This window comes from Pedobacter sp., assembly GCF_046462515.1.
Lineage (GTDB): Bacteria > Bacteroidota > Bacteroidia > Sphingobacteriales > Sphingobacteriaceae > Pedobacter.
Genome location: NZ_JBKGVD010000001.1, coordinates 1 through 25,109 on the forward strand (window position 1 = coordinate 1; position 25,109 = coordinate 25,109).

The following is a 25,109-nucleotide window of genomic DNA, read 5'->3' on the forward strand; positions in this document are numbered from 1 at the left end:
TGCTGCCAATCTTGGCATCATGCTTTACAAAGCCATTGGTTGCAAACATCTCATCGGCCAGTTGCTCGGTCTTTGTTCCGGCGGCATCACCGTGCAGTATAATATCATCTACTTTGTTCTTTAAGCTGGTTGCAACAGGCTTAACGCGTAAAGATAGCTGATCTATCATGGTTCTGGAAATGTTGGTTAAGGTTTTATCAGCAGGCTTTACAGCTTTGAGCGCTTTAACCCCGTTATGGCTAAAGGCATTAACAGCGACCTTAATCAGCCTGACAGCTCCCTTATTGCTTTTTATCACGATGTAGCTAACCTTACCTGCTGCTTCGCTAAGTGATTTTGCCGCTACCTTCTCAACCGTGCGGAACCATTTACCGCCTACCGATACCCATCCCCAAACGGGTACCGCAGATGCGGCACTCAAAGCGGCATTTAACCTATCTCCTTCGATATAGTAAATTGCGCCATTGGCAAGATCTGCTGCTTCACCTACAACCGGGACAAGACCAACAATGTCAAGCGCAAAATGGCATTTTCCTTTAAGGGCATTCCATGTAGCTCTGGTTACAACCTTAAATTCGCTCCAGTCAGGGTGCGCCACCCTTAAATAAGATGCTTCAAGTTGAATTTCAAGGGCTGTATTAAGGCCCCATACCGGTGTAAAATTTGGGATCTCAAACTCTCCCAGGATATTGTCCACCTCTTCATTGTTAAAGGTGTAATAGTCCTCAACCTCTCCATAGGTTATGAACCGCCCGGTTTCGTCATGGAAAACCGTTTCACTGCGCATCGGTGTCATTTCTCCGGCAAAAGGATCATAGCTGTAATCGGGATCGTAAGGATTTGGCGGAATTATCGGAGGGATTGTCGGCGGTTGTGGATCGCAATCAGGTAATTGGTGTACCATGAGCTTAGCGCCCGTCGCGCCACTTTTTACCGCGCCTATTGTACCAATGGGCGGGTTGTTGCCGTTACAGGGATTGTAGTCTGATGGTGGTGTCGGGGTTGTTCCGCCTCCGCTACCACCTGAACCGCCACCGCCTGTTCCCGGGTCTATCGGTGGGTAACCATTGCCCGGAGGAAACGGAGGGATATATCCACCGCCACCGTTACCGCCGCCACCCGGATCGCCGGTTGTGCCACCTCCGGTATTTCCCGGATCGGTTGTGCCGCCACCAGTGCCGGGATTGGTAGTACCACCTCCGCCACCTGGAAAACCATAGCCGCTGTCATCGCCGTTATAGCCACCGTCGCCGCCGCCGCTACCGCAATAGGTTACATCGAAGTAAACAACAAAATAGCCGGCTCTTAACGAACCGTCCAAACGGCATCCCGGATCGCCCGGCCAGTGCCTGCCTGAAGAGCATGAATATGGGATGGCATACCAGTAGTCAATGGTATAACAGTCGTCAACATTTGCGTAAGAAATTTTGCCCTGGCCGTTACCTGCGCCCGAGGCCGAAGACGTTGGTAAATTAACCGGAACCGGATTGTTGCCTAAATTCAAAAAGGTAACGGCAATATTGCCGTCAAACTTTGACTGCTTCCCTGCCTTCCAGTCCGTGATCCATTTCTGCGAAGGTGTGTAGGTATTGATGAAAGCAACGGTCTTGTTGTTCAGCTTGTTTTTCTGGATGGTCAGGTTCTGAAAGGTTATTGCCCTCGGGCTGGACAGCTTTACAGGGAAAACATAGCTGGTGTAATTGTTCGTTTCAACAACATTGATACTATCGGTCTGGATATTAAAGCCAGCGTAGGTTTCCGGCATGTTGACGGACATCAGTTTGTCCTTGTTGGGCTTGTAGTCCTGAAAGGACGCGGCGAGCTTGCCCAGGCTTGCCACATCGACCTGTCTTTTAAAATCAGTCAGGTTAATGGTTTTCATCTGCGGCCCTTTTGAATAGGCCTGGTTCCGGCTGACCAGGTTCGGGTCAGAAAATTCATCACTCGTTTTAAAAAGATCTTTTTTGCAGGAAAGCACTGCAAGGGCAATAATTGCCAGGAGGGCTAAAAAGAAGCTGCCCCTTCTTAGCCCTAAAAGCGTAGTTTTAGTCATTGATGGTGTTGGTTTAACTTAGTTTTCTGTTAGTTTATTTTAGGTTAAAACTTTAAGTTATAAATTAACATAACGCCTTGCAAATAAATGTTTTGTGGTTTTTACCCAAAAAATTGTGGAATCTGCGAAATTTTAACAACTTGAGAGTTTTTTGACCTTTTTCAAACCCAAAAAATAAGTGAATATGAGCGTAATTAAGGCAGTTATGCTTTTTCAATAGAAAAAAAGCATAAGAACAGATGTTAGGTGCTCTGCTTAACCCCATCAAGTATCGCGGCTTCAAGTACATCTATATGGATGTCTTTTAAGGTAGTGAACTTGATGCAATAGCCGGTTACATTTGCCTTACCTATGGTTTTACCGTAAGTTTCTGGTAAGTACTTTTTATCTTCAAGGCCCATTATATAAACTGAAATCCCGGTTGTATTGCCGCTCATGCCAATTTGGTAAAAGGCTTTGGTTTTTCCGTTAGCATATTTTACGGTTTGAAGCCCGTAGCCTATCTGTGGATTAGAAACCGTTTTGCCCTGACCGTCTTTACCATCTAAAAACCAGAGTTTAGCTTTGGGCAATACATGCAATATGCGTTGATGCAAGGTTTCTATTTCGGCTCGTTTGGGTTCGGGCTGACTGTCTATATAAGCTTTGATCTGTTTTTTTATATTCAATTGCTTCTAATGGTCAAGTTTGTAAATAAATTCTTCTATTTCTGTTTGGCGTGCATTTGCAAAGCCTTTGTCTGAGCCAATCTTTACAAAACCGCATTTTTCCAGGACTTTTTGCGAGCCAAAATTGTCAAACGCGACCCGCCCAAATAGAGGTCTTGTGGTTTCAAGATCAAGAAATTTTTTAAGTGCGAGGGTCGCTATTCCCTGCCCCCAGAATTTCCTGTCCAGCCAATAAGTAATTTCCGTATCGCCCTCCATCACAAATTTTGCAATACTACCCACAATAGTATTGCCGAGCATAATGGTCTGGTTGTTTACAGTTGGGTCGCTCAATAATTTCGTGTATTTTGTTAAATATGCGGTTTTATCTGTCGGGTCTTTTGGCATAAACGCGGCTAAAAAACCTGCTTCTTTATCAAGCTGAAACTGAAACAAAGTGTCCAGGTCGGCAATTGCTGTTCTTCTCAGTTTTAGGTCAGATGTGTTGGTTATCATTATGTTTTGGTTACTGTTTTATTTTAAATATTCCGATACTAAAATTACAAAAAAATCAATGCGATTACTTTAGTCAGGGATTAACAATAAGTTAGAAAGCAAAAAAGCCAAAATAAGTTTTAACTTCTCCTATACCCTGTAAAAATCACACATAAACCGCTGAAATCATATCCATTAACATTCCAGATATTCCAATTACTACCATAAAGAAATTGAACCAATCCATCTTAAAAGCCAAATTCTCCAGATTGCGTAATAGCGCTACATAAACAAGGTATAAGGCTCATTTATTAGAAAACTTCTATTTTTAGTTTTCACCATGCGTATTTTGCATTGCACGCAATTTTAAAACACAAGAAAAGATTTAGCCATGTACTGCAAAAAAACATATAAACCATTGATTTTAATTCAATTAACATTCAAATAACTATAATTAAAACTATAAAGAAGTTGCGTATATTTGAGAGTTATAGGTAAGTTTAAGATGTACAGAACACTGACAGACAGAATGTCGACCGTCAGCTACAAAAAATGGTCAATGCCAGAAAACTAAAATTGAAACTAAAGAAAGAATGAAGAAGAACTATTTAATAACTATAATTATTGGTGTAATTGCTCTTGTAGCAATTTTAACCAACCCTAATCAAGACAGGCATAAAGAAGTTATTAAGATTAAACTAAGCTCTTATATGCAACAATCGATAAAGAAAAACCTGACTGAAACCGACGACAAATGGAAAAATGCAGGACAAGCACTTGGAATAATGTTAGGAGGAGCATTAGTTGACAGAATAATTGACAACCTTATTAGTACAGACAATTATGTTCTGTTTTCAACAACCAAAATAACTTGGGAAGGAAAAACAAAAGTTATTGGAATTGGCGCTTTTGGAAATGTATTCATAACAAATAAATTAGATGAAGCAATGAATGAAGGATTGCTTGAAAACAAATAAGAAAATAGATTTTCATTGAACTATTTTGCCAGCAATCTTATAAAAACCTACCTATAACAACAGGTTTAAGTTACGCCTCGGGCGAAGTACGAACACAAAAATTTGAAGCCATTTATTTAGATTAGTGTCGTGGGTAATTGGTTCAAATAATTAGGCTCAACTTAAACCTGCAAAACGTTAGCAGAAATTATATGAAAAGAACAGCAATAACAGCACTTTTATTGATTTCATTCAATACTATGCTATATGCTCAAAGCAAGATTAAAAAGTATTATAATTCTAATTTTGAAAATATAAGCGAAAAAGAATTTAATGATTTCTTATCAAAAGATAATTACCGTTATAACGGTTTTGAACTTGAAGACCAGGTTGCACATATATTATACCAACCTAAAACAAAAGGAAAACTATCTGTTGAAGAATTAGAAGAATTGAACAAGAGTTTAATAAAAAAAGGTACAGTTGATAATAACCTTACAATAATCATTTTTTATCCTGGAAAAGACAATTGCAATGGAATGGAAAGAATTTCTACATGGACTGTTTTTGACCATGATTATTTAAGAAAAATCAAGAAAGTAAATTCGACCAACAATTTCTGGATATATAAAAGTGATGAAAATTTAAAATATTATCATCCTAAAAAAGTTGACTGGAAAAAAGATGATGACCAAATAATAGAAAAATTATTTTTTAAAATGCATTATCCTTGTGCCAGTTCTGCGGTAATAGATAAAGATGGGAATTACATATTAAACTTAGGAGAATTTGGGAAGCAACAGATATGGGCAGATGTTAGAGAGCTCACAAAATAACTTCTACCAACAACAATTTCAGGTTCCGCCCAGGACAATGCAACTCTTCTTTTATAAATACATACGCAGCAAGCTTAAGCCAAGCCAGCATAGGTACTAAATTTGTACGGGGGCAATAAAAAAGAAATGGATTAACCCACCTTTATAATCTCCTTCCAGTCGGTAGTATAATTAGGGCTTAGGAAATCCCTGCGCAGGTTCCATTTAGGGTTATGCCCTTCAGAGCATAGGCGCAATGCCCCTGCCCCGTAATGGGTGTTCAACTTGTCCATAAGCGAGCTGATGCGGTTTAAACGGTCGCCATCATAGGCATTGAACAAACTAAATTGCACTTCTTCTTCGGGAATAAGTCCAAAAGCCGATACCTCTACTTTTTGGTAGCGATAGCCTTTAAGAAATATCTGCTCCAGACCCCATAAGGTATGTTTTACCAGTTCGGGCGTATTGTTGGCTGCTGTATGTACAGGAATGGTAATCTGTGGATAGACCTGTTTTTCCTTATCCGTAAAACGGTTGGTAAGCAAACGTACCGATAATACCGTGCAGCACAATTTTTCGCGACGGAGCTTCTGTGCCAACCGTGCCGTATAAGATGAGGTGGCTTCTTTCAGTTCTTCATAATCATCAGTTGTTCTGCCAAAGCCCCTGCTGGTGCTCAGTCCTTTCTTAGGGTCGCCTATCATTTTGATCGGTAAACAAGGTTGTCCCCATAGCTCGCGCCACAGGCGTACACCTACCACCGACATATTTTTCTGCACCCAGTTAATAGGTAACCCCCTGAAATCTTTTGCCGTATGTACCCCTATTTTTTTGAGCCGCTGGGCATGCTTGTAGCCTATGCCCCAAACCGCTTCAACAGGAAACGCTGAAAGTGCCTTTTCAATCTGTTCAGGCGTTTGCAACACCAGATGCCCCTGTGCTTTTTTGGCCAGTTTATTGGCTACCTTGGCCAGTACCTTGGTAGGCCCTACCCCTATGGATATGGGAATACCCGTGTTGTGGATCACGGTATTGCGCAAATGCTCTGCATACCTGTCGAGATGATCAAATCCTGTAAGACCTATAAAACATTCATCAATGCTGTAAACTTCCATATCGGGCGAAAACCTGGCAATATTGGTCATTACCCTTGCGCTTATATCTCCATAAAGTTCATAATGCGAACTGAAAACCGCTACCTTATGAGCCGTTAAAAAAGGTTTCCATTGAAAATAAGGAGCGGTCATAGGTATGCCGAGCTGCTTGGCCTCTTCGCTACGGGCAATTACGCAGCCATCGTTATTGCTCAAAACCACAATGGGCACATTCTTGTACTGTGGCCTGAAAAGCCGCTCGCAGCTTGCGTAAAAATTATTGCAATCAATTAATCCAACCATATCATCTGGTGGGCATGCAAACCCATGAAACGCTTCCAAAAATATCCAGCTGTCGGCCGCTTGTTTCAATACAATTTTCAAAGCTGTTACTCATGCAAAGGTAGTTCCGTCCGTTGCGCCTGCACAGCTTCCTGATCAGCCATTCGCCATCCAGGCAGCAAACAATAATGGATCCGTGCATTACGGGCAGAGATTTATCTACCACGGCAATGGCTCCTTTCAGGATATGGAAAAAGCTCATCAGGTCATTATCTACCTTAAAGTAAAAGGTATTGGTAGGATCGCCAACAATCATATTGGCAATATGCAACCTGCGCTGTATATAATCTTCTGCCGGACTTACAAAGCCTGATGTCCTGCCCGGATCATCTAAGGTATCCAGTACCTCGTTGCGCAAAGGGTCTATCGGTCTGATCATCACTAAAAAATCAAGCCTCAAATTTGCTAAAAATATTAGTAATTCAAAACAGTTTTTTGTGAAAAAGACTAAAATGTTAGGCTCCGTTTACATTTATTTTTTTAAGTTTTTATAATGCACATGCGGCACGTATGCGCCAGCATGGGAAAAACTGTATTTTTAGTATTTACCATCTAAATTTTGTATTGTACACAATAACAAAAACACAAGAAGAGATTTAGTCATGTGCCCCAAAACCAAATACAAACAATTGATATTCTTAACATTATCATTTCAGATATTCTAATTGCTACTATAAAGAAGTTCTGTATATTTGAGAGTTATGGCCAATAAGCAATGTGAAGTAACCACCAATAGTAAATCTACGGTTAGATGTGTAAAATTTATAACACAATTGGTTCGTTGACTATATTAAAGTCAGAATTAGAACGAAACAACATTTATGATTTTAAATCCCTGAAAGAAGCAATTGCTTTTCAGAAATCTTATCCTGCTTCTAGACAAAATCTAATTTTTCATCACGAAGACTTGATTAAGCAAGAAAAAGAGAACCTTGAGGTTGACTTGCCGATTTTAAAAACATCAATAGAAACAAAACGGGAACAATCACGTCAGTTATTTTTGAGTGAAATTGACAAGTTAAAATCTGAGCTTGAAATTTCAGAAAAGAGTATTCCAAAAAATATTTTTCAAACAGTAAAGAAAAGCTTAAAAAACTGGGACTATATTAGAAAAATTAAACATAAAGAGCTCTCTTTCGAAAGCGAAATAGAGTTTTCTGTTACCAATCTTCTTCAAGAATATCAAATTAAAAACAATCGTAATCAATTTATTAATTCAAAATTCAATGAAGCCGTAAAGAAAAGCGCATCTACCGAGCTGTTTCAACTTGAAAGAAAAAAAACAATTTTAGATGGGCTTAACAACTATATCTATGGTGCTTTAGGGGAGCAACAAGTGGTCAAGACACTCGAGAATCTAAGTGACGATTATTATCTAATTAATGATTTTGCAACATCGTTTTCTCCAGCAATTTATAATAGACAAGAAAACGACTACATAAAATCTGTACAGATTGACCATATACTTGTAGGTCCTTCAGGAATATTCATTATTGAAACAAAAAACTGGAGTGAGAAATCAATGGAAAGCTTAAACTTGCGCTCACCTGTTAAACAAATTAAAAGAACAAGTTTCGCATTATTTTACTTACTAAATAACACTAACAGTAATTATCAATTGCGCTTAGACAGTCATCATTGGGGAGACAAAAAAATATCAATCAGAAATTTAATTGTTTTGACCAATACAAGACCTAAAGAAGAATTTCAATATGTGAAAATCCTAACAATCAACGAACTTATTAATTACGTGAGTTATTTTAAACCAATATATTCGACTTCCGAGACAAAACAAATAGCTGAGACACTTTTATGGCTAAATAAGTAAGTAAAAGCTACCTTTAATTTGTGACTTTTTTGCACACTTATTTTTTTGCTTTTCTTTAGTTAAATTGAAGAAATTTTTAAAACCAGTTTATTATGAAAAGAATATTTTTACTTCTATTCGTGAGTGTTTCGCTTTTCACAGATGCTTCCGCTCAAAATGATAACACGCCTGAAAGGTTGGGCTATCTAGCAGGTTACGATCTTGGTAATTATGTGAAAAACACATTTGTAATTCCAAATGTACCCCCTAGAGCAACATTTCGTATGATTAGATTTAGCTCTAATCCAGAACCCGTTCTACAAACTGATGGAACCTATAAACAAATCCGAAAATTTATGATAGCTGATCCTGGAGATGTAACAACGATTATATATAACCAGGTGGTCGCTGCCTATGCTTACGAAAGTGGTCTTTATGATTACTATTATAATGCACTAATGGATGGATATTTTAACGCCATAAATGGTGATGAACAAATTTATTATCTATCAGCGATTACGGCATTCACACAAACTATACAAGGTATAAATCCTGTAAATGACCCACCGGGTGGTCCAGGTGTTATGCCAAACTAGTTATTATTTAAGTTCCTTGTTAAGGGCTTTTTTACCTTAGCACCATGTCAATGGATGAATTAGTAAGAATGGTTTAGAACAGCGCCGGCACCTGATATGCCAGTTTATCTCAACGCAGCTACAAAGGTTAGTAATTATCATTTTTTCTCAAACTCCCCCTCGCTGGCGCACGTATGCAAAACCATAGTGCTCAACAAAAAGTTGTAAAGCAACAAAGCCGAAGTTAGTTTTAACTTCGGCTTTGTACCGATCAGCAGGAGTACTTTGAAAATTTAAAACGTTTTTTATCTCTTATTGAACCCATAATTGAGGATTTGGAACGAAAAGGATTCATATTAAAAAGAGTATGAAAATTTTTCATTTTTTCATCAAAGGAGACCTTGACCAGATTATATTAGAACAAAAAAGTTGACAAATGTGAAAAATTGTAGTTTTAATTTTTAAATTATAGTAAGATGCTCCGTGGCTAAAATTTAAAAACTATTTAATGGTTACAAAAATTAATTTATTGTGGGGGATTTTACTACTGGCTGAGACTTACTATTCTGAATTTTCAATGCATTTAATTCTTCCTTAATCTCAATCAAGTAAAGAGTCAGCTCCTCAATTTTTTGAAGTAATTTTATATTCATTTCTCCCAATTCTAAGCCATTTCTTTTCATTTCATCGGCTGAAGCTATTTGCGGGAGGTGTTTGTTAGTTGAAATAAATGCTGCTACATCTGCAAGAGGAGTAAGTTTATAATCTTTTTGGAATACGAAATCTGCACCGGCAGCTATGCTTACTTTTACTTCTTGAGAGTGAATCTTACCAGCTACAGTAAGTTTTGAATCTGGTGTTGTTGTTCCTATACCTACGTTTCCATTCCCCGAATTATCAATTACAAATCTGACACTTCCATTTTGGGAGATAGAAAATCCTCCGTTATTCACATTTTTTATAAAAGGATTTATATCTATGTAGTTGCCCCCGGTAAATCCAGTACTAAGTCTAAATTGATTTAACCCTCCATCCGCTAGAAATATTTCCTGCTTGGCGCTTGGGGTTGTCGTTCCAATCCCCACATTCCCATTTGCATTAATAGTCATTTTCTTGGTGTCTGCGGTCCAAAAATTTAATACTGAACCATAATAATAATTATCGCTTGTTAAAATCTTGTGTCCACTCAATCCTAATTCAAACCCATTATTTTCAGCCCAATTAGCTTTCATATAAGCCCAATAAAGGTTTGAGCCGACGTTAGTTGATCTTATTTCTCCAGCTACATCAAGTGAGCTTTGGGGATTTGTTGTTCCTATACCAATATTCCCAATCTGTGGAAAAGGATATGTATTTTGTGCATATCCATAAACAGCAACCATTGTTGCCAGTGCAGTTGTAATAAGTTTTTTCATTGTGATACAAATTAAGTTTGTTATTCTTTCGTTGTTTTCAAGTTCTTCAATACGTTTATTCTGTTGGTTTAAAAAGTTATGTTGCTTTGCAATAAGTTTATCCAGCTCTATTGGCAATTTATTTCCAAATGCCCCGATATGTAATCAAGCAGAAATAACTGATTCAATATGCAAAAAAATGGTGTTTGAAAATAATGTTTTTCGAATCACTAAACCGAAAGAAGCTGTTCAACTTATCTATAACTTAGCAGCAAGTTAGAATGATTTAAAACAAAAAAAGGACGGTTGCCCGTCCCGAATTCTTAAAAGTACCCGGAAGCAGATTCGAACTGCCACGCCGTTGCCAGCGCCACCCCCTCAAGATGGTGCGTCTACCAATTTCGCCACCCGGGTATCTTAATGGTGCAAAGATATCATTTGATTTGAAAAAATTGGCTTGTTAAATTGTTTTTTCTATCAGTTTAGCTGTCATTTGAGGATAGTCCTTTAAATTCCTTAGGTAAATCTTGCTCTTCATCCTCTTAATATGCGCTTCAATCAATCTGGCTTGCTGGTAACCAAGATTTTCAATCGTATAGAAAACATCCCAATCGTTTGCTTTCGCCGTAAAACTATTCATAAAGTCCTTGTTCAAGTGCTGTTGCAATCGAAACGAAAATTCAGCACAACTCCCAATATAAAAACGGTCTAAGGTTTTTGAATATAGAATATAAACAGAGGCCATAATGAAAAATTAAAGAAAGCCGCGCCAGTGTCAACACCTCTCAAATAGTGTGTCCACCATCCCGATAGCTATCGGGATCGCCATCCGGGTATAATGCTGCAAATGTATAAATTAACGCTACAGCTCATAGCAAATTCCTGAATTATTTTAGGATTTTCCTTCCCTATTCATTGAGCAGATTAGCCCACAAGCATATTATAAAAACCATACAGCAACATCTATTAGCTGTGCTGTAGATGAAAGTACACATTAAGTTAGTTATGACGGATTTTAGACAGATTTAAAACGGACTTTAGTCGGACTTATGACAAATCTATCCGAGTAAAACCCGAATAACATCCCTATTAAATACAGCTTATTTGCTTTTTAATCAGTAAGTTGCTATCTTAATGTAGCTAAACACAAACATTATGGCGGTTATCAAAGACGGAATAAACGGCGGATTTACCGGAACAGTAGGTATAGTAAGCGGGTACTATCTGTATGGCAAATGGGTAATCAGAGCTAAGCGTACACCTTCTTTAAAGAACAAAATAGGCAGTGCCCGTCAAAATGCGTGCAGATCAAAATTTAGCCTTATGCAACAGTTTCTTAAGCCTATTGTGGGTTTTGTGCGGATAGGTTTTAATATGGAATCTAAGAAGCGGATGATGAGCGCCCACAACGTAGCCAAATCTTACAACATGTTAAATGCGCAACAGGCAAATGGCGAAATAGATTACGCTAAAGTATGTTTAACCTATGGAGTTTGCCGGGAGCAACGGGTGTGCGATTAAAGGTAGATGACGTGGGTGTACATTTTAGCTGGACAAACAATACAGCGGGCGACTATATGAGGGCGCATGATCAGGTGATGCTCATGGTTTATAATGTAGAAGATGGCATTGCCCACTATGAAACCAGTGGGGCCAAAAGATCAAGAGAACATGAAAGCATTAAGCTTTCTGAATCAGATCAGGGAAAAACTTTTCATGTTTGGATTGCTTTTATTGCCGAAGACAGACAGGCTATTGCCATGAGTACTTATTGTGGTAGTGTGTTTTTTTAAATCTGAATAGATTAGATTATTCTGATGATTAACGCTATATTTTGCTGTCAAAGAAAGGGTTTCGACAATCCCGATCGCTATCGGGACAGCCTGACACCGAATGCTTAAGCGAATTAATACATTTCGACAAGCTCAATGTGACAAGGATAGGTTCAATGTGACAGGGATAGGTTCAATGTAACAAGGACAAGCTTAACATTCAAAAGAAAGCCCATCATAGGCCAATCTAATGTTGGCAGGGAGTTCTTTTTCTATTGCCATATGCAAACCCATATTATGGCTGATGTGCGTAAGATAAGTCATTTCCGCCCCTATTTTTCGGGCCATGCTCACGGCCTCATCCAAGGTAAAATGAGAGATATGCGAATCTTTCTGCAAAGCATTTAGTACGACTATTTTAGAGCCTTTGATCTTCTCAATTTCTGCGTCTTCAATGGTTTTGGCATCGGTAATGTAAGTAAAGCCGCCTAACCTGAACCCCAGTACCGGGAGCTTGTAATGCATCACCTCTATGGGGATAACCTTATTTACACCCACATAAAAGGGGTCTTTATCTATGGTATGCAGGTTAATTTGTGGGATACCGGGATAAATCGTATCTGAAAAGATATAAGAGAATTCTCTTTTTAAAGCCTGTTGCACTCTTTGGGTAGCATAAACATCAATTACCTTTTTGCGCAGGTAGTTAAAAGGTCTGATATCGTCTAGCCCGGCTACATGATCTTTATGTTCATGCGTAAATAAAATCGCGTCCAGATCGTTAACTTTGGCTCTGAGCATCTGGTACCTAAAGTCTGGGCCGCTGTCAATAACCATACGTTTATCCTTAGTTTCAATCAGCGCAGATACTCTTAGCCTTTTGTCTAATTTATTTTCAGACCTGCATACCTCGCAATCGCATCCGATTACCGGAACGCCCTGTGATGTGCCTGTGCCTAAAAAAGTAACTTTCAAAATGCTATTCGTCTAAATGAACAATATAAAGGATTTAGCCAGATATTGCTTTTACTTGAAGTAAAAAACAATATTATAAAATAATGAGCAAATAAAAAACGGAAGCCTCAAAAGTGTTGGTTGTCAATCCCCAATAAATCAATCGTCACCCTCCAATCAAACGACCGTCACCCTGAATTCATTTCAGGGTCTCTCTGTAGAATACGACTAAATATTTTAGATTCTGAAACAAGTTCAGAATGACGGATATCAATACTCTTAAGGCTACCTCTTGCTTGTTTTAGCGTAGATCAACTACTTCAACGCCTTTGTATTTTTTGGTATCAAAGGTGAACATATCATTTGAGATGGGTTTGTTCAATTCAGAAGAGCTTACGTTATACGTGTAACGCACCCCGCTTTTCTCAAACATTTCTGCTTTTGCAATATCATTGCTTTTTTTAATGTACAATTTGATCTTAAAGATCTTGGCATCGTTCTTTTCCGGAGTTAGCTCAATGGTAGATAAATTACCCGATTTTGATTTGGTATCACCAGCATAGATGTACTTAAAGCCTTTTTCGTAAATGGTAAACAATTTAGAAGGGTTAATCGCATCGCTGCCTGGATCAACGTTAGATACCTGAACTTCATTAGATGATTTAATGTACGTCCACTGTGTCTTACCATCGCTCATGATCTGCTGATCGCCCAGATCTACCTTAAATTTATTGGTACCCGGTATGGCATACAGCACACCGTTTTTTACATCCATTACTTTACCATTTGCCGCATTCAATGTTAAAGAAAAATTAGCTTTTATTGATTTTAGTGAACGGTATTTCTGACTAACCTTGGTTAAAATGGCACTTGCTGCCGGATCTTTCTGTGCAAAAACATTTATACTTAAGCAACTGATAGCTATAAAAGTAAGAGCAGTTATTATTCTTTTCATGTTGTGTTTTTTCGTGTTAAAAATTACTTATTGTTAAGGTTATTCAAGAATTGTTCCAAAGCGTACAGATCGGGAATTAAAACTTCCCTTGCCTTACTTCCTTCAAAAGGGCCAACCACACCCGCAGCTTCTAACTGATCTATGATCCTGCCGGCACGGTTATAGCCTAATTTCATTTTACGTTGTATCAAAGAAGTTGAGCCTTGCTGGTGGTTCACAATGAGTTGCGCAGCTTCTTCAAACAACGGATCCCGATCATCAGGATCAAATTCTTTCATCGATCCTTCGCTACTTTCGTCTATGTATTCTGGTAACAAGTAGGCATCTGGGTAACCTCTCTGCTGACCTATAAATTCAGAAATACGGTCTACTTCAGGCGTGTCGACAAAAGCACATTGTAGCCTGATCAAGTCACTGCCACTGGCCAGCAGCATATCGCCTCTTCCTATTAACTGATCTGCACCACCTGTATCTAAAATGGTACGCGAATCAATCTTACTCAGCACTCTAAATGCTAACCTGGCAGGGAAATTGGCTTTAATTGTACCTGTAATTACGTTTACAGAAGGCCTTTGCGTAGCCAGTACCAAATGGATACCGATAGCACGTGCCAGCTGCGCTAAGCGTGCAATAGGGGTTTCAACCTCTTTGCCCGCGGTCATGATCAGATCGGCAAACTCATCTACCACCAAAACAATGTAAGGCAGAAAACGGTGTCCGTTATTAGGGTTGAGCTTGCGTTTAATAAATTTATCGTTGTACTCTCTTAAATTTCTTACCTGCGCATCTTTTAACAGATCATAACGCTGATCCATTTCTATACACAAAGAATTAAGCGTATTGATCACTTTCTTGGTATCGGTAATAATGGCGTCATCACCGCCCGGTAGTTTTGCCAAAAAGTGACGTTCTATTTTATTGAACAGGGTTAATTCTACCTTTTTAGGATCTACCAGTACAAATTTCAATTGCGAAGGGTGCTTTTTGTACAATAAAGAAACCAATATAGAGTTGATCCCTACCGATTTACCTTGCCCGGTTGCACCCGCTACCAGTAAATGGGGCATTTTAGCCAGATCGGCGATATATACCTCATTGCTAATGGTTTTACCTAAAGCGATAGGCAGATCCATGTTGTTCTGCTGAAATTTCTCTGTAGCCAGTACACTGCGCATGGCCACCATTTCGGGATGCGAATTGGGTACTTCTATACCAATGGTTCCCTTACCCGGCATAGGTGCTATGATACGGATACCCAAAGCTGCCAAACTTAATGCGATGTCATCTTCTAAATTTTTGATCTTAGAAATACGTACGCCCGGTGCGGGTATGATCTCATATAAAGTTACCGTAGGGCCAATGGTTGCCTTAATCTTATCAATTTCAATATTGTAATGGTTAAGGGTTTCTACAATCTTATTCTTATTGGCTTCCAGTTCGTCCGCATTTACAGATATCTTATTGGATCCGTAATTTTCTAACAAGTCTAAATGCGGGTATTTATAGTTGGATAAATCTAATGTAGGGTCATAATTTCCAAACTGTTCTACCAGTTCATTGGCTTTTACCTCTTCTTCTGTTTTTTCTACCGTAAACGCAGGTTCCGGATTAGGCTGTACCACTTCCATGTTCCCAACTTCTACCACCGGTTTAGAAGGAGCAGCTGGGGTTACATCTGGCGTTAAGATTACGTTAGCTGTCAAAGGTGCCGTCACTACAGGAGGTATATCTTCTGTTTCTTGTTTCTGATCAAAACGATTTGGTGTTAAAATAATGTTCTGATCTTGTTTTTGCTTATTTGCCGCATAACGATCGTTCAAGCTAAACTCAACAGGTTCAGACTTTTCTTCCTCAAATAAAGAAATATTTTCAGGTACTTCGGGTTCAAAACCAGGAGACAAAGGTTCTGGCTTAGGTGCTCTGTGCGGTAACTTAAAGTCTATGTTATAGGCAATAATGAGAATGGTAAGCCCTAAAAAAATCAGCAGGCCACCAACCCCTGCCTGCCCTATTTGAGCTGTAAGCAGCTGATTAGACCAGTAGCCAAACTCTCCTTCTAAAAAATGTGGGGTTTTGGCAAAAAAGGCATGTCCGAAACCAAAAGCCAGTGAAATAAACAGCAGGAAAAAAAAACTGTATCCTAATGTTTTTTCTACCGCGAAAATCTTTACTTTAAAAAGTAGTCTGTAGCCTATTACAAAAAAAACAAAAACAAATAAGAAAGAAGCTACTCCAAACCATTTATAAATAAATTGATGCGAGAGCAGAGCCCCTATTTTACCGAGCCAGTTTTGTACAACCGGATCATTGACACCACTGGTTTTTAATTCCTCCGCTGTTTTAAACAGATTACTCCACCCACCATTGGCATCAATTACATAGCTCTGATCTTCCTGCCAGGTAAATAAATAGGATGTAAAAGCAATTAAAAAGTATAAAGAAATAATGATAAAAAGCAGACCTATGATTTTTACAAACCTTCCATCGGCCAGATCAAAACGCGGTAGAATCTCTGCTCGTGTTTTATGTACCTTACCGGGTTTGCCTTTATCGCCATTTTTAGGTGATTCGGTATTTTGCTTAAAAGAATTGGCTCTAAATTGATTTCCTCTTAACGACATCGTAAAGATTAAAAATTAATAATCAACAAATATAAAAAAGATATGCTGGTTTGTTTATGCTGTTTTGCTAATTAACATGAGTTCATTTTAGAAACTGTTTAAATTTCAATCAAGCTTTTTACTTGCCGTTACCCTGACTTGGAGCAAAGCGGAAAGCTACGGAGTAAATTCATTTTACAAGTCTTTATTTATTTTCTTTAAGGTCTTGTAGCTACTTTGTGGTCAGGGTCTATGTTTACTTTCACGATAGCTCGGGCCTGTCCCCTCCGTTCTGCTAAAACCGGCATTGGCTGATGCGGATAGCAATAATTTGCTCATTTACCATCATCTTAGGCCTATATTTTATCACTACCTCACCTTAATTGGCTTACCTATTTTATACCAACAAATTAATAAAAAATGGATGAAAATAGTTTGTGTACCGCCTATTCAATGCGTTTGTTTTTTATTTTCACATTGATTTTGTTTTTAATATTCCTTTTTTATTTCGTTATTTTACTTTAGAACCAAAACCACGAACCAAGAAATGAGTACTTCTCCTCTGGAAAGCTTAATTGAAAACGGGCAAACCGAAGATATTATTGCGTTATTAAGCCAAACGCCAGAACTTGCAGTAAAAGAAACCTCTCATCATACCTCGCCCTTAATGCTGGCCTGCTATTACAAAAAAACGGATATAGCCTTAGTAATCGCAGAGTTTATGCCTAATTTAAGTTTGTTCGATGCCTGTGCCATTGGCAAGTTTGATGATGTTACGCTACTGGTATTTAAAAACCCTGAACTGATCAATGCTTATTCTGTAGATGGTTTTACCCCTCTGGGCCTGGCTTGCTATTTTGACCATGAAGAGATTGCAAAGTTCTTGTTGCTTAAAGGAGCAGAAGTAAACCTGGCCAGTAAAAATGGTTACCATGTTTTTCCCCTGCACTCGGCCGTAAACAACAACAATTATGGTTTAGCTACAGCCTTGTTAAATGCAGGTGCCTACCCCAATGTATGCCAGAAATTGGGCATTGCCCCTCTGCATTTTGCCGCGCAGCACGGTAATATTGAAATGATCATTGCCTTATTAGAAAAAGGGGCAGAAGTAACTTTACGTACCGACGATGGCAAGCTCCCTGCTGATCTGGCTGCCGAAAAAGGTTTTAAAGAGATTGCTGAGATTTTAAGGGATGATGATTAGTTGAGAGTCCGGAAGTCCGAAGTTAGGAGTCCAAAGACCGAAAAACGAACAACGAGTAACGAATAGCGAAAGACGAATAAACGACAAACGAACAACGACCAATCACCCCATACCCTGCACCCAATGGCCTTATTGGATTCCGCGGTAGCACATGGTAAAACTTTTGCACTACCCCATAAACCAGCACAAATAAGAAATCAATCAGCCCCAGAGCTAAGGCTTTGCGCAAAGGCAGGGCCTACTGATTTCGCCCTGAGAGTTTTGCCCCTGTGATGCAAGGAAGGCAATACAGCCTTGATTCTTTGGTACTTTCTCATCAAGGAGAAAGGACTAGCCCAACGGCAATGAGTGAAAAACATACTAATTATGAAGTTAGATGCTGAACAAATTTCAGCGTGACGTGTAAAGTCGGGAAGTTGGGAGTCAAAAGACCAAAGACCGAGGTCGGATGTCAGAAGTACGAAAGACGAACAGCGAGTAACGAATAGCGAAAGACGAAACCCCAACCTATTCCCAAATTTTTAACCTGATCCGTTTCATATAACGCCTAATATCTAACACAATGGCGGCCAGGATATAAAACAAAATAGGAAAACCAACTGCCAGAAACGAAGAGTAGATAAAAAAAAGACGCACTTTAGCCGTACTCATATTTAACTTTCCCGCTAAGTATTCAGATACGCCAAAACTCCTTTTCTCAAAAAAAGTAACGATACGTTGGAACATTTTAATGCTTTAGTATTTTAATTCCGATACCACAATTTAAGCATTTTTTTTCATTGCAGTAATTTTTTTTCAATTGCAGTATAGCTTGCGAGTGGTACGCGTTCTTAACGTTAACTTTCGCATTTGCGTATAATTTAACCACTGCATTTTTTTCGGCGCTTATGTTTTCGAGCAATTTTAAGGCCCGGGTCTGGTAATTCTGCAATTGCATGGCTTTGCCATAAGCAAACAAAAAAACACTTACGGTATTGATCAGCAAATTATGGATACTTTCTCGGCCCAATTGCAGTTCTGCCTTTGGAGTTGCTTTATTGAAATGATAATGCGTGTTCCAAAATGGATTTACGGGCAGATCTTCAAACAATCCGATCAGTTCGCCGTGATCTTTAGCGGCCAGTACCTTAGCAAACAAATGATTAGATTTAACCACCAGAGCAGCAAATTGCGCCAACCTCAAAGTTGGAAAATTTTGAGGGCGCATACGCATAAACTTCCATACAGAAGGCTCTATAGGATTTAATTGGTATTTCTGCTTTAAATAGGCATATTCCTTTTTTAAAGCGCTGGGATATTCTTCTTTAAACGGCTGCGCTAAAAATCCGGCTTGCCCAAACAAAAGGGCCTCAATCTGAAAAGGCTGATTTTTATGTTTGGCAAAAAGTTGTTGCGGCAAACTTTGTGCAAGCATCTCCATGGGCAGGGCGTTTATCTTAAAGCCAAAACTCTTGGCCAGAAACTGGTAAAAGGTCTCATCCCAGTTTCCTTTTAAGCTTTCCAGTTTATGAAATACTTCTCCTGATCTGGCAATTAAACGTTCAACTAAAGTTCTGGATAGAAAACCTTCTATCACAAAAGGATCAATATCACCTATCTGCGGCTGACAAGGGAAATCGTTCATGTTTTCCAGTAAAGCCGCGTACCTTAGCAATAAATCTGGTTCAATAAGTTGATGCAGTTCAAGCGTTGGGATCAGCGTACCATCTGTACGCTTTACGGGTTGATCATCAAAATAAACCACATGCAAGATTACATTGTCATATGCCTTATCTAAATGATGTTTATGTTCGTACCAATCTGAAGATCTGATGTGAATTTCTATATTGCCTGCCCAGGTGGTTTCGCCAACAATGAGCTTTGCGTTCATAAAATCGGGCCCGGCATTTTTATTGGGCAAACCACTTTGCAATACGCGCAAAGATTGTTCACAACAGGTTTGCAAGTTTTCGGCAGCATATAGCCTAAACTGCCATACAAAGTGCAAAAAATCTTCTGAGAGGTTCATGATTGAATTTAGCAAATTTTTCTCATTTCAAGAAGTTTGCTAAAAAACCAAATCAGTGGGTTGTTTTTAAAACTTCTCTTTTTTTATAGTTGACAATAAATACACCTAATATAATCAGCACCGTGGCAATCAGCAGATCAACCGTAATTTTTTCATCTAAGATCAGCCACCCCAAGAATATGGCGATAACTGTATTAAAGTAAGAAAGAATAGACACCTGTATAGCACTTACCCTCTTTAATGCGTAGTTGTAACAGAAATAACCTACTATAGAACCAAAAACACCTAAATAAGCAACCGCCACCATACTTGCCAGGCTCCATTGATGCGGTTCGATCTCTTTTGAAAAAACAAAAGCGAAAATCAATTGCACTATTGCCGAAAAAAGGAACTGATAGAACAGATCCAGATAAATATCCTGGCTTTTATGTGCATATTTTTTGGCATAAATGGTACCACAGGCCCAACCTAAAATAGCTAATGCAAGAAAAAATATGCCTATTTTATAGCTTGGCTCCAATAAGGCCGTAAAACCATCCCTAAAAATAAAAGTCACCCCGCTAAAACCTACGCCAACCCCTATGAAACCTTTTAAATTAGGTTTTTGCAAGCCTGCAAGAATGCTACCTAAAAACACCACAATTGGCGATAAGGCATTGAGCAGAGAAGTTAAACCGCTGGGTATGGTCTGTTCTGCTACCGTTGTAAGGCCATTGGCCATTACAATCATTAAACTGGACAGAATAACCTGTCGGCCTAAATGCCCCCATCCTATCCATTTCAACTTCCTTTTATACAATAAAATAGTAAGCAATATACCCGAAGCCATTAATTGGCGTAAACCTGCCACAAACCAGGGTGGTATGGTATGTACGGCTACACGTATGCCCAGATAGGTGGTACCCCACACTATGGCTACCGCAAAAAGCGCCGCAATCAGTTTCAGATCTTTAGCCTCGCTCATATCAGGTTTGCGCCTTTTAAGATCTGCTCCATTTCCTGCTGTAATTCTAAAGCCGCTGCACGGGCTTTCTCGGCAAAATCTTCACCATTACCTGCGTAGATAATGTTTCTGGCCGAATTTACCAATAAGCCGCAATGTTTGTTCAATCCGTATTGGCAAACAGCGCTTAAACTACCTCCTTGCGCCCCCACACCCGGAACCAATAAGAAATGATCCGGAGCCAGGCTGCGTATGTGTTTAAATTCATCGGCCTTGGTTGCACCAACCACGTACATCAATTGGTTAACATCAGCCCACTGTTGCGAACTCAAGATCACCTGCTCATACAGCTTTTTATCTCCAAGGTTTTTCACCTGAAAATCTTCACTGCCTTGGTTTGAAGTTAAAGCCAGTAAGATTACCCATTTATTTGGATGGTTTAAAAACGGAGAAACCGAATCTTTACCCATATAAGGCGCTACAGTAATAGAATCAAAGCTCATATCGGAACTTTCGCGATTAAAGAAAGCTTCTGCGTACATAGCCGATGTATTACCAATATCGCCCCTTTTTGCATCGGCAATGGTAAAAATATGCTCCGGAAAATGTTGCCAGGTTTTTACCAGCGTGTGCCATCCTTTTACGCCCCTACTTTCATAAAAAGCCGTGTTAGGTTTATAAGCAACACACAGATCATGCGTAGCGTCAATAATCTGCTTATTGAACTCAAATACCGGGTCTTCGTATTTCAATAAATGCTTGGGCAGTTTATCCATTACCGGATCAAGCCCTATACATAAAAACGATTTTTTTTGTTGTATCTGTTCAAAAAGCTGTGCTATGTTCATGTGTATCTGCTTTAAATTTTGTGCAAAGATGCCAATTTTACAGCGTTTTTTTGTATCTTTAATGTATCATTAAATTTAATTTTAAAATATTTTTTATTTTTTTCTTGCAGTTTTTGTTACAATTGCATAGAATTGTGCCATAATTCCTTAACGTTTATCTGAGTATCTACAGAAAAATCTTATCAAAACTGTTTCTTGAAATGTTTATAATTCATTTTTCGGTTGTATAATTTGATAAACCCTAAAAAAATTTCTCTACAAAATATAGATGTTTAATAAAACAGAACTATCAGAAAAACTTATCGCCGAGCTGCGTGAGTTAGCAAAGTTAAATGGTATTGAAAACGCGGGAGACTTGCGTAAAAATGAGCTCATAGAAGAGATCCTTAAAAAACAGGAATCTACCCCTGAACCAGCTCAAAACACCCCTGTTGCACCGGTTGCCACAGAAGATAAACCGGTTAAAAAAAGGGCAAGGATATCAAAAGATAACAAAGAAGCCAAAGAAGAGGCCGAACAAAAAACAGATATAAAAACCCAAAAGCCTACTCTTTTTGATGACGATCAGCTAAGCCATACCGAACCAGTTACCGAATTTGACCCGATTACACTTGCAATGGGCGAAAATCCTGAAAAACTGGAAAGCATAGCTGATAAACTAAATAAACCTAAAAGAGAGCGGATATCGGCTGATAAAAATATCATCAGGCAAAACAATGAAGAAATCATTATCCTTGATGAAAACGTGGTTAAAGAAAGTAAACCGCAGCATAGCGAAAAAAGAGAAGAAGCCAAACCTAACAAAGGCAATAACCCAAACCAGAATGGCAATGCCAGCAGCAATGCAGGTCATAAACATAACGAAAACAGTTATTCTAACCTAGATTTCGAGAATACCATTACCAATGAGGGGGTTTTAGAAATCATGCCCGATGGCTACGGTTTTCTTCGCTCGGCCGATTACAATTACCTATCTTCTCCAGATGATATTTATGTATCGCAATCACAGATCAAACTTTTTGGTTTAAAAACCGGTGATACGGTAAATGGCAGCATACGCCCGCCAAAAGAAGGTGAAAAATATTTTCCTCTGGTTAAAGTAATCAGCATTAACGGAAGAGTTCCTGCTGATGTTCGCGACCGCGTTCCTTTTGATTATCTTACTCCTCTTTTCCCTACAGAAAAGCTAAATCTATTTACTGATTTCACCAATTACTCAACACGTATCATGGACCTTTTTACCCCTATTGGTAAAGGACAGCGTGGTTTAATTGTTGCACAGCCCAAAACAGGTAAAACCAATTTACTGAAAGAGGTGGCTAACGCTATCGCAAAAAACCACCCTGAGGTTTACCTGATCATCCTTTTAATTGATGAACGACCTGAGGAGGTAACAGATATGGCCCGTAGTGTAAGAGCAGAAGTAATTTCTTCTACTTTTGATGAACCTGCAGAACGCCATGTAAAAATTGCCAATATTGTACTTGAAAAATCTAAACGCCTGGTTGAATGCGGACATGATGTAGTCATCTTGTTAGATTCAATTACCCGTTTGGCACGTGCTTATAATACAACCGCCCCGGCCTCTGGTAAGATCTTATCAGGCGGTGTTGATGCCAACGCGCTGCATAAACCTAAACGCTTTTTTGGTGCAGCCCGTAACATAGAAAAAGGTGGATCTTTAACCATACTCGCTACAGCTTTAACCGAAACCGGTTCTAAAATGGATGAGGTTATTTTTGAAGAGTTTAAAGGTACCGGTAATATGGAGCTCCAGCTGGACAGAAAACTTTCTAACAAACGCATATTCCCTGCTATTGATATCACGGCATCAAGTACACGTAGAGACGACCTGTTACTGGATAAGGAAACCCTGCAACGTACATGGGTACTGCGCAATCACCTGGCCGATATGAACAGCCAGGAAGCCATGGAACTTGTACAAGCTCAGATTAAAGGCACCAAAACCAACGAAGAGTTTTTAATGGGCATGAACGGTTAAAAATTTTATGACCGATGCACTTTTGTATCTCATAGAATTTAAAGCAAACAGCATAAATGAAAAAACATATTCCAAACGCCATCACCTGTGCAAACCTTTTTTCGGGATGCATAGGTGTGGTTTTTGCTTTTAATGGCGATTTTAAAACCGCCACTCTTTTTGTAATCCTATCAGGTATCTTTGATTTTTTTGACGGGTTAAGTGCCAGGGCATTAAACGTTAAAAGTATCATTGGCAAAGAACTGGATTCTTTGGCCGATATGGTAAGTTTTGGTTTTTTACCCGGCGTAATCATGTTCCAGCTGCTCAAACTCAGCGATGCGCCATATACCTATCTACCCTATCTGGGCTTTTTGATTACCGTATTTTCTGCCTTGCGTTTAGCTAAATTTAATATTGATGAAAGACAAACAGTAGATTTTATAGGTTTAAATACACCTATGAATACCTTATTCATCATATCGTTACCTTACGTAGCCGAGTTATTTCCGCAACTAATAGCCAACTGGCTTGTGTTAATCGCCATTACATTGATGTGCAGCTACCTGCTGGTAAGCGAAATCAGGATATTTTCTTTAAAATTTAATGGCTTAAGCTGGGCCGAAAATAAGATCAAGTTTATTTTCCTGATCCTATCAGCTGCTTTATTAATCACCTTGCGGTTTGCAGCTTTCCCGTTAATATTGATAATCTATATCGGTTTATCTTTTGTACACTTTAAGGGTAAAGCAATACAATAGAATTAAATACGCTGTTTTAACTGTTCTTTGGCCTTATCTACCTGATTAAACAATTGTTTCATCTCATCAAAAACCTGATTAGCCAAATTAGGTAAAGTATCAATTTCCTTTAATTCTTTAGCGTTACGCTCTATTAACTGCATGCAATCTCTAAGGTCTTCTCTGCCCACATAAAAAAAAGTAGGTTTAATTTTATGTGCAAAATTAGAAACAGCAGCCCAGTTCTGCGCATCAAGCGCACCCCTAAGTTCTGCCATATATTGTGGAATTTGCAGTTCTAATGTATCTAACATTTCTAACATGAAATCAGGGCTATCTCCTGAAAGTTCTTTCAGATAAGACAAATCCAGATCACTTTGACTTTTAGATAGATCGATCATACCGGTTTATTTCTTTTTTACTTCTAAGGAATCTGTAGATTGAGCTAATATAGTGCAAATGTTTGAATTTAAGACAGGATGCACAAAATTTTCTGCAATTTCATTCAGCGGCATCAGCACAAATTTACGCTTCTGCATTTCGGGATGTGGTATTTTAAGATCTATTTCGTTAATGATCTGATCCCCGTAAAATATAATGTCTATATCTATGCTGCGTTCGCCCCACTTCTCCTTTCTTACCCTTCCCAGTTCTTTTTCTATATTCAAGATCTGCTGTAATGTTTCAGCAGGTGATAATTTTGTGCCTACCAGCACTGCCTGATTATAAAAATCAGGCTGATCTTCCTTACCCCAGGCCTGCGTTTCGTAAATACCTGATATAGCTTTTACAGTACCTACACGTTCTTTAATGAGCTGTATGGCCTTATCTAAATTTTCTGCTTTGTTGCCTAAATTGGTTCCCAACAATAAATATACTTCGGTTGTAACTGCACGCATTCTTGTAGCTGTATATAAAAAAATATG

24 protein-coding genes, 1 tRNA gene and 1 pseudogene are annotated in these 25,109 nt (G+C 38.8%); 9 read left to right on the forward strand and 17 right to left on the reverse strand.

Annotation, left to right across the window (positions count from 1 at the left end; all coding sequences use genetic code 11):
• The 3 genes and pseudogenes from ACLHG9_RS00005 to ACLHG9_RS00015 all read right to left on the reverse strand — a co-directional run.
• A pseudogene (locus ACLHG9_RS00005) lies at nt 1–1,765 on the reverse strand (hypothetical protein); the annotation flags it as partial.
• A gap of 530 nt (nt 1,766–2,295) precedes the next feature.
• Nucleotides 2,296–2,721 (reverse strand): hypothetical protein, encoded by a 426-nt coding sequence (locus ACLHG9_RS00010; RefSeq protein WP_410219562.1) that lies wholly within the window; start codon nt 2,719–2,721, stop codon nt 2,296–2,298.
• Nucleotides 2,722–2,727: 6 nt separating this feature from the next.
• Complete coding sequence (locus tag ACLHG9_RS00015) at nt 2,728–3,216, reverse strand: GNAT family N-acetyltransferase (protein WP_410219563.1); 489 nt, start codon at nt 3,214–3,216, stop codon at nt 2,728–2,730.
• Between the two features lie 572 nt (nt 3,217–3,788).
• On the opposite strand from ACLHG9_RS00015, the gene ACLHG9_RS00020 reads away from it, so the two are divergent.
• Both ACLHG9_RS00020 and ACLHG9_RS00025 read left to right on the forward strand, forming a co-directional pair.
• Nucleotides 3,789–4,172 (forward strand): DUF4359 domain-containing protein, encoded by a 384-nt coding sequence (locus ACLHG9_RS00020; RefSeq protein WP_410219564.1) that lies wholly within the window; start codon nt 3,789–3,791, stop codon nt 4,170–4,172.
• Nucleotides 4,173–4,363: 191 nt separating this feature from the next.
• Nucleotides 4,364–4,987, forward strand: coding sequence for a hypothetical protein (locus ACLHG9_RS00025; protein ID WP_410219565.1), 624 nt, complete (start codon nt 4,364–4,366; stop codon nt 4,985–4,987).
• 131 nt (nt 4,988–5,118) lie between these two features.
• Here ACLHG9_RS00025 and ACLHG9_RS00030 read toward each other — a convergent pair whose 3' ends face one another.
• Together ACLHG9_RS00030 and ACLHG9_RS00035 are read right to left on the reverse strand one after the other, a co-directional pair.
• On the reverse strand, nt 5,119–6,363 hold the full coding sequence (locus tag ACLHG9_RS00030; RefSeq protein ID WP_410219566.1) for a Y-family DNA polymerase: 1,245 nt from the start codon (nt 6,361–6,363) through the stop codon (nt 5,119–5,121).
• 1 nt (nt 6,364) lies between these two features.
• Nucleotides 6,365–6,781, reverse strand: coding sequence for a LexA family protein (locus ACLHG9_RS00035; protein ID WP_410219567.1), 417 nt, complete (start codon nt 6,779–6,781; stop codon nt 6,365–6,367).
• Nucleotides 6,782–7,183: 402 nt separating this feature from the next.
• Between ACLHG9_RS00035 and ACLHG9_RS00040 the strand changes: the two genes are divergently transcribed.
• Together ACLHG9_RS00040 and ACLHG9_RS00045 are read left to right on the forward strand one after the other, a co-directional pair.
• Nucleotides 7,184–8,230 (forward strand): nuclease-related domain-containing protein, encoded by a 1,047-nt coding sequence (locus ACLHG9_RS00040; RefSeq protein ID WP_410219568.1) that lies wholly within the window; start codon nt 7,184–7,186, stop codon nt 8,228–8,230.
• A 92-nt stretch (nt 8,231–8,322) separates the two neighbouring features.
• Nucleotides 8,323–8,805 (forward strand): hypothetical protein, encoded by a 483-nt coding sequence (locus tag ACLHG9_RS00045; protein WP_410219569.1) that lies wholly within the window; start codon nt 8,323–8,325, stop codon nt 8,803–8,805.
• A 500-nt stretch (nt 8,806–9,305) separates the two neighbouring features.
• Here the strand turns inward: ACLHG9_RS00045 and ACLHG9_RS00050 are convergent, their stop codons facing one another.
• From ACLHG9_RS00050 to ACLHG9_RS00060, 3 genes are all read right to left on the reverse strand, one after another.
• A complete protein-coding gene (locus tag ACLHG9_RS00050) occupies nt 9,306–10,316 on the reverse strand; it encodes a hypothetical protein (RefSeq protein ID WP_410219570.1) in 1,011 nt (336 codons plus the stop codon).
• 192 nt (nt 10,317–10,508) lie between these two features.
• Nucleotides 10,509–10,592, reverse strand: a tRNA-Leu gene (locus ACLHG9_RS00055).
• Between the two features lie 46 nt (nt 10,593–10,638).
• Entirely contained in the window at nt 10,639–10,923 is a 285-nt protein-coding gene (locus ACLHG9_RS00060; RefSeq protein WP_410219571.1) for a GIY-YIG nuclease family protein, read from the reverse strand.
• A gap of 410 nt (nt 10,924–11,333) precedes the next feature.
• On the opposite strand from ACLHG9_RS00060, the gene ACLHG9_RS00065 reads away from it, so the two are divergent.
• Nucleotides 11,334–11,699, forward strand: a complete 366-nt coding sequence (locus ACLHG9_RS00065) for a DUF6266 family protein (RefSeq protein ID WP_410219572.1) — start codon at nt 11,334–11,336, stop codon at nt 11,697–11,699.
• Nucleotides 11,654–11,971: a DUF6266 family protein gene (locus tag ACLHG9_RS00070; RefSeq protein WP_410219573.1), complete on the forward strand. Its 318-nt coding sequence runs from the start codon at nt 11,654–11,656 to the stop codon at nt 11,969–11,971. The genes ACLHG9_RS00065 and ACLHG9_RS00070 overlap by 46 nt, the downstream gene beginning before the upstream one ends.
• Nucleotides 11,972–12,163: 192 nt before the next feature.
• Here the strand turns inward: ACLHG9_RS00070 and ACLHG9_RS00075 are convergent, their stop codons facing one another.
• From ACLHG9_RS00075 to ACLHG9_RS00085, 3 genes are all read right to left on the reverse strand, one after another.
• A complete protein-coding gene (locus ACLHG9_RS00075) occupies nt 12,164–12,925 on the reverse strand; it encodes an MBL fold metallo-hydrolase (RefSeq protein WP_410219574.1) in 762 nt (253 codons plus the stop codon).
• Nucleotides 12,926–13,205: 280 nt separating this feature from the next.
• Entirely contained in the window at nt 13,206–13,859 is a 654-nt protein-coding gene (locus ACLHG9_RS00080; RefSeq protein WP_410219575.1) for a LolA family protein, read from the reverse strand.
• Between the two features lie 23 nt (nt 13,860–13,882).
• Nucleotides 13,883–16,480 carry a DNA translocase FtsK 4TM domain-containing protein gene (locus ACLHG9_RS00085; RefSeq protein WP_410219576.1) on the reverse strand — a complete coding sequence of 866 codons (2,598 nt, stop codon included), beginning with the start codon at nt 16,478–16,480 and terminating at the stop codon, nt 13,883–13,885.
• Between the two features lie 526 nt (nt 16,481–17,006).
• On the opposite strand from ACLHG9_RS00085, the gene ACLHG9_RS00090 reads away from it, so the two are divergent.
• A complete protein-coding gene (locus ACLHG9_RS00090; protein ID WP_410219577.1) occupies nt 17,007–17,663 on the forward strand; it encodes an ankyrin repeat domain-containing protein in 657 nt (218 codons plus the stop codon).
• 507 nt (nt 17,664–18,170) lie between these two features.
• Here ACLHG9_RS00090 and ACLHG9_RS00095 read toward each other — a convergent pair.
• The 4 genes from ACLHG9_RS00095 to pyrF are packed head-to-tail and all read right to left on the reverse strand — an operon-like array spanning nt 18,171 to nt 21,462.
• Nucleotides 18,171–18,389 carry a PspC domain-containing protein gene (locus ACLHG9_RS00095; protein WP_410219578.1) on the reverse strand — a complete coding sequence of 73 codons (219 nt, stop codon included), beginning with the start codon at nt 18,387–18,389 and terminating at the stop codon, nt 18,171–18,173.
• Nucleotide 18,390: 1 nt separating this feature from the next.
• Nucleotides 18,391–19,671: a DUF2851 family protein gene (locus tag ACLHG9_RS00100; RefSeq protein ID WP_410219579.1), complete on the reverse strand. Its 1,281-nt coding sequence runs from the start codon at nt 19,669–19,671 to the stop codon at nt 18,391–18,393.
• Between the two features lie 52 nt (nt 19,672–19,723).
• Nucleotides 19,724–20,635 (reverse strand): DMT family transporter, encoded by a 912-nt coding sequence (locus tag ACLHG9_RS00105; RefSeq protein ID WP_410219580.1) that lies wholly within the window; start codon nt 20,633–20,635, stop codon nt 19,724–19,726.
• Nucleotides 20,632–21,462 (reverse strand): orotidine-5'-phosphate decarboxylase, encoded by an 831-nt coding sequence (gene pyrF / locus ACLHG9_RS00110; RefSeq protein WP_410219581.1) that lies wholly within the window; start codon nt 21,460–21,462, stop codon nt 20,632–20,634. The genes ACLHG9_RS00105 and pyrF overlap by 4 nt, the downstream gene beginning before the upstream one ends.
• A 268-nt stretch (nt 21,463–21,730) precedes the next feature.
• Between pyrF and rho the strand changes: the two genes are divergently transcribed.
• The gene (gene rho / locus ACLHG9_RS00115; RefSeq protein ID WP_410219582.1) at nt 21,731–23,464 is read left to right on the forward strand and encodes a transcription termination factor Rho; all 1,734 of its coding nucleotides are present in this window, start codon (nt 21,731–21,733) and stop codon (nt 23,462–23,464) included.
• A gap of 56 nt (nt 23,465–23,520) precedes the next feature.
• Entirely contained in the window at nt 23,521–24,204 is a 684-nt protein-coding gene (locus ACLHG9_RS00120) for a CDP-alcohol phosphatidyltransferase family protein (RefSeq protein ID WP_410219583.1), read from the forward strand.
• Between the two features lie 2 nt (nt 24,205–24,206).
• On the opposite strand, the gene ACLHG9_RS00125 is transcribed toward ACLHG9_RS00120, so the two are convergent.
• A complete protein-coding gene (locus ACLHG9_RS00125) occupies nt 24,207–24,584 on the reverse strand; it encodes an Hpt domain-containing protein (protein WP_410219584.1) in 378 nt (125 codons plus the stop codon).
• Nucleotides 24,585–24,590: 6 nt separating this feature from the next.
• Nucleotides 24,591–25,082: a 2-amino-4-hydroxy-6-hydroxymethyldihydropteridine diphosphokinase gene (gene folK / locus ACLHG9_RS00130; RefSeq protein ID WP_410219585.1), complete on the reverse strand. Its 492-nt coding sequence runs from the start codon at nt 25,080–25,082 to the stop codon at nt 24,591–24,593.
• Nucleotides 25,083–25,109: the final 27 nt, after the last annotated feature.

Bases quoted from the DNA above. Each gene is read 5' to 3' on its own strand.
- ACLHG9_RS00015 (WP_410219563.1), bottom strand. From the start codon at position 3,216: ATGATAACCAACACATCTGACCTAAAACTGAGAAGAACAGCAATTGCC.
- ACLHG9_RS00020 (WP_410219564.1), top strand. From the start codon at position 3,789: ATGAAGAAGAACTATTTAATAACTATAATTATTGGTGTAATTGCTCTT.
- ACLHG9_RS00025 (WP_410219565.1), top strand. From the start codon at position 4,364: ATGAAAAGAACAGCAATAACAGCACTTTTATTGATTTCATTCAATACT.
- ACLHG9_RS00030 (WP_410219566.1), bottom strand. From the start codon at position 6,363: ATGGTTGGATTAATTGATTGCAATAATTTTTACGCAAGCTGCGAGCGG.
- ACLHG9_RS00035 (WP_410219567.1), bottom strand. From the start codon at position 6,781: ATGATCAGACCGATAGACCCTTTGCGCAACGAGGTACTGGATACCTTA.
- ACLHG9_RS00045 (WP_410219569.1), top strand. From the start codon at position 8,323: ATGAAAAGAATATTTTTACTTCTATTCGTGAGTGTTTCGCTTTTCACA.
- ACLHG9_RS00060 (WP_410219571.1), bottom strand. From the start codon at position 10,923: ATGGCCTCTGTTTATATTCTATATTCAAAAACCTTAGACCGTTTTTAT.
- ACLHG9_RS00065 (WP_410219572.1), top strand. From the start codon at position 11,334: ATGGCGGTTATCAAAGACGGAATAAACGGCGGATTTACCGGAACAGTA.
- ACLHG9_RS00070 (WP_410219573.1), top strand. From the start codon at position 11,654: ATGTTTAACCTATGGAGTTTGCCGGGAGCAACGGGTGTGCGATTAAAG.
- ACLHG9_RS00080 (WP_410219575.1), bottom strand. From the start codon at position 13,859: ATGAAAAGAATAATAACTGCTCTTACTTTTATAGCTATCAGTTGCTTA.
- ACLHG9_RS00085 (WP_410219576.1), bottom strand. From the start codon at position 16,480: ATGTCGTTAAGAGGAAATCAATTTAGAGCCAATTCTTTTAAGCAAAAT.
- ACLHG9_RS00090 (WP_410219577.1), top strand. From the start codon at position 17,007: ATGAGTACTTCTCCTCTGGAAAGCTTAATTGAAAACGGGCAAACCGAA.
- ACLHG9_RS00095 (WP_410219578.1), bottom strand. From the start codon at position 18,389: ATGTTCCAACGTATCGTTACTTTTTTTGAGAAAAGGAGTTTTGGCGTA.
- ACLHG9_RS00100 (WP_410219579.1), bottom strand. From the start codon at position 19,671: ATGAACCTCTCAGAAGATTTTTTGCACTTTGTATGGCAGTTTAGGCTA.
- ACLHG9_RS00105 (WP_410219580.1), bottom strand. From the start codon at position 20,635: ATGAGCGAGGCTAAAGATCTGAAACTGATTGCGGCGCTTTTTGCGGTA.
- pyrF (WP_410219581.1), bottom strand. From the start codon at position 21,462: ATGAACATAGCACAGCTTTTTGAACAGATACAACAAAAAAAATCGTTT.
- rho (WP_410219582.1), top strand. From the start codon at position 21,731: ATGTTTAATAAAACAGAACTATCAGAAAAACTTATCGCCGAGCTGCGT.
- ACLHG9_RS00120 (WP_410219583.1), top strand. From the start codon at position 23,521: ATGAAAAAACATATTCCAAACGCCATCACCTGTGCAAACCTTTTTTCG.
- ACLHG9_RS00125 (WP_410219584.1), bottom strand. From the start codon at position 24,584: ATGATCGATCTATCTAAAAGTCAAAGTGATCTGGATTTGTCTTATCTG.
- folK (WP_410219585.1), bottom strand. From the start codon at position 25,082: ATGCGTGCAGTTACAACCGAAGTATATTTATTGTTGGGAACCAATTTA.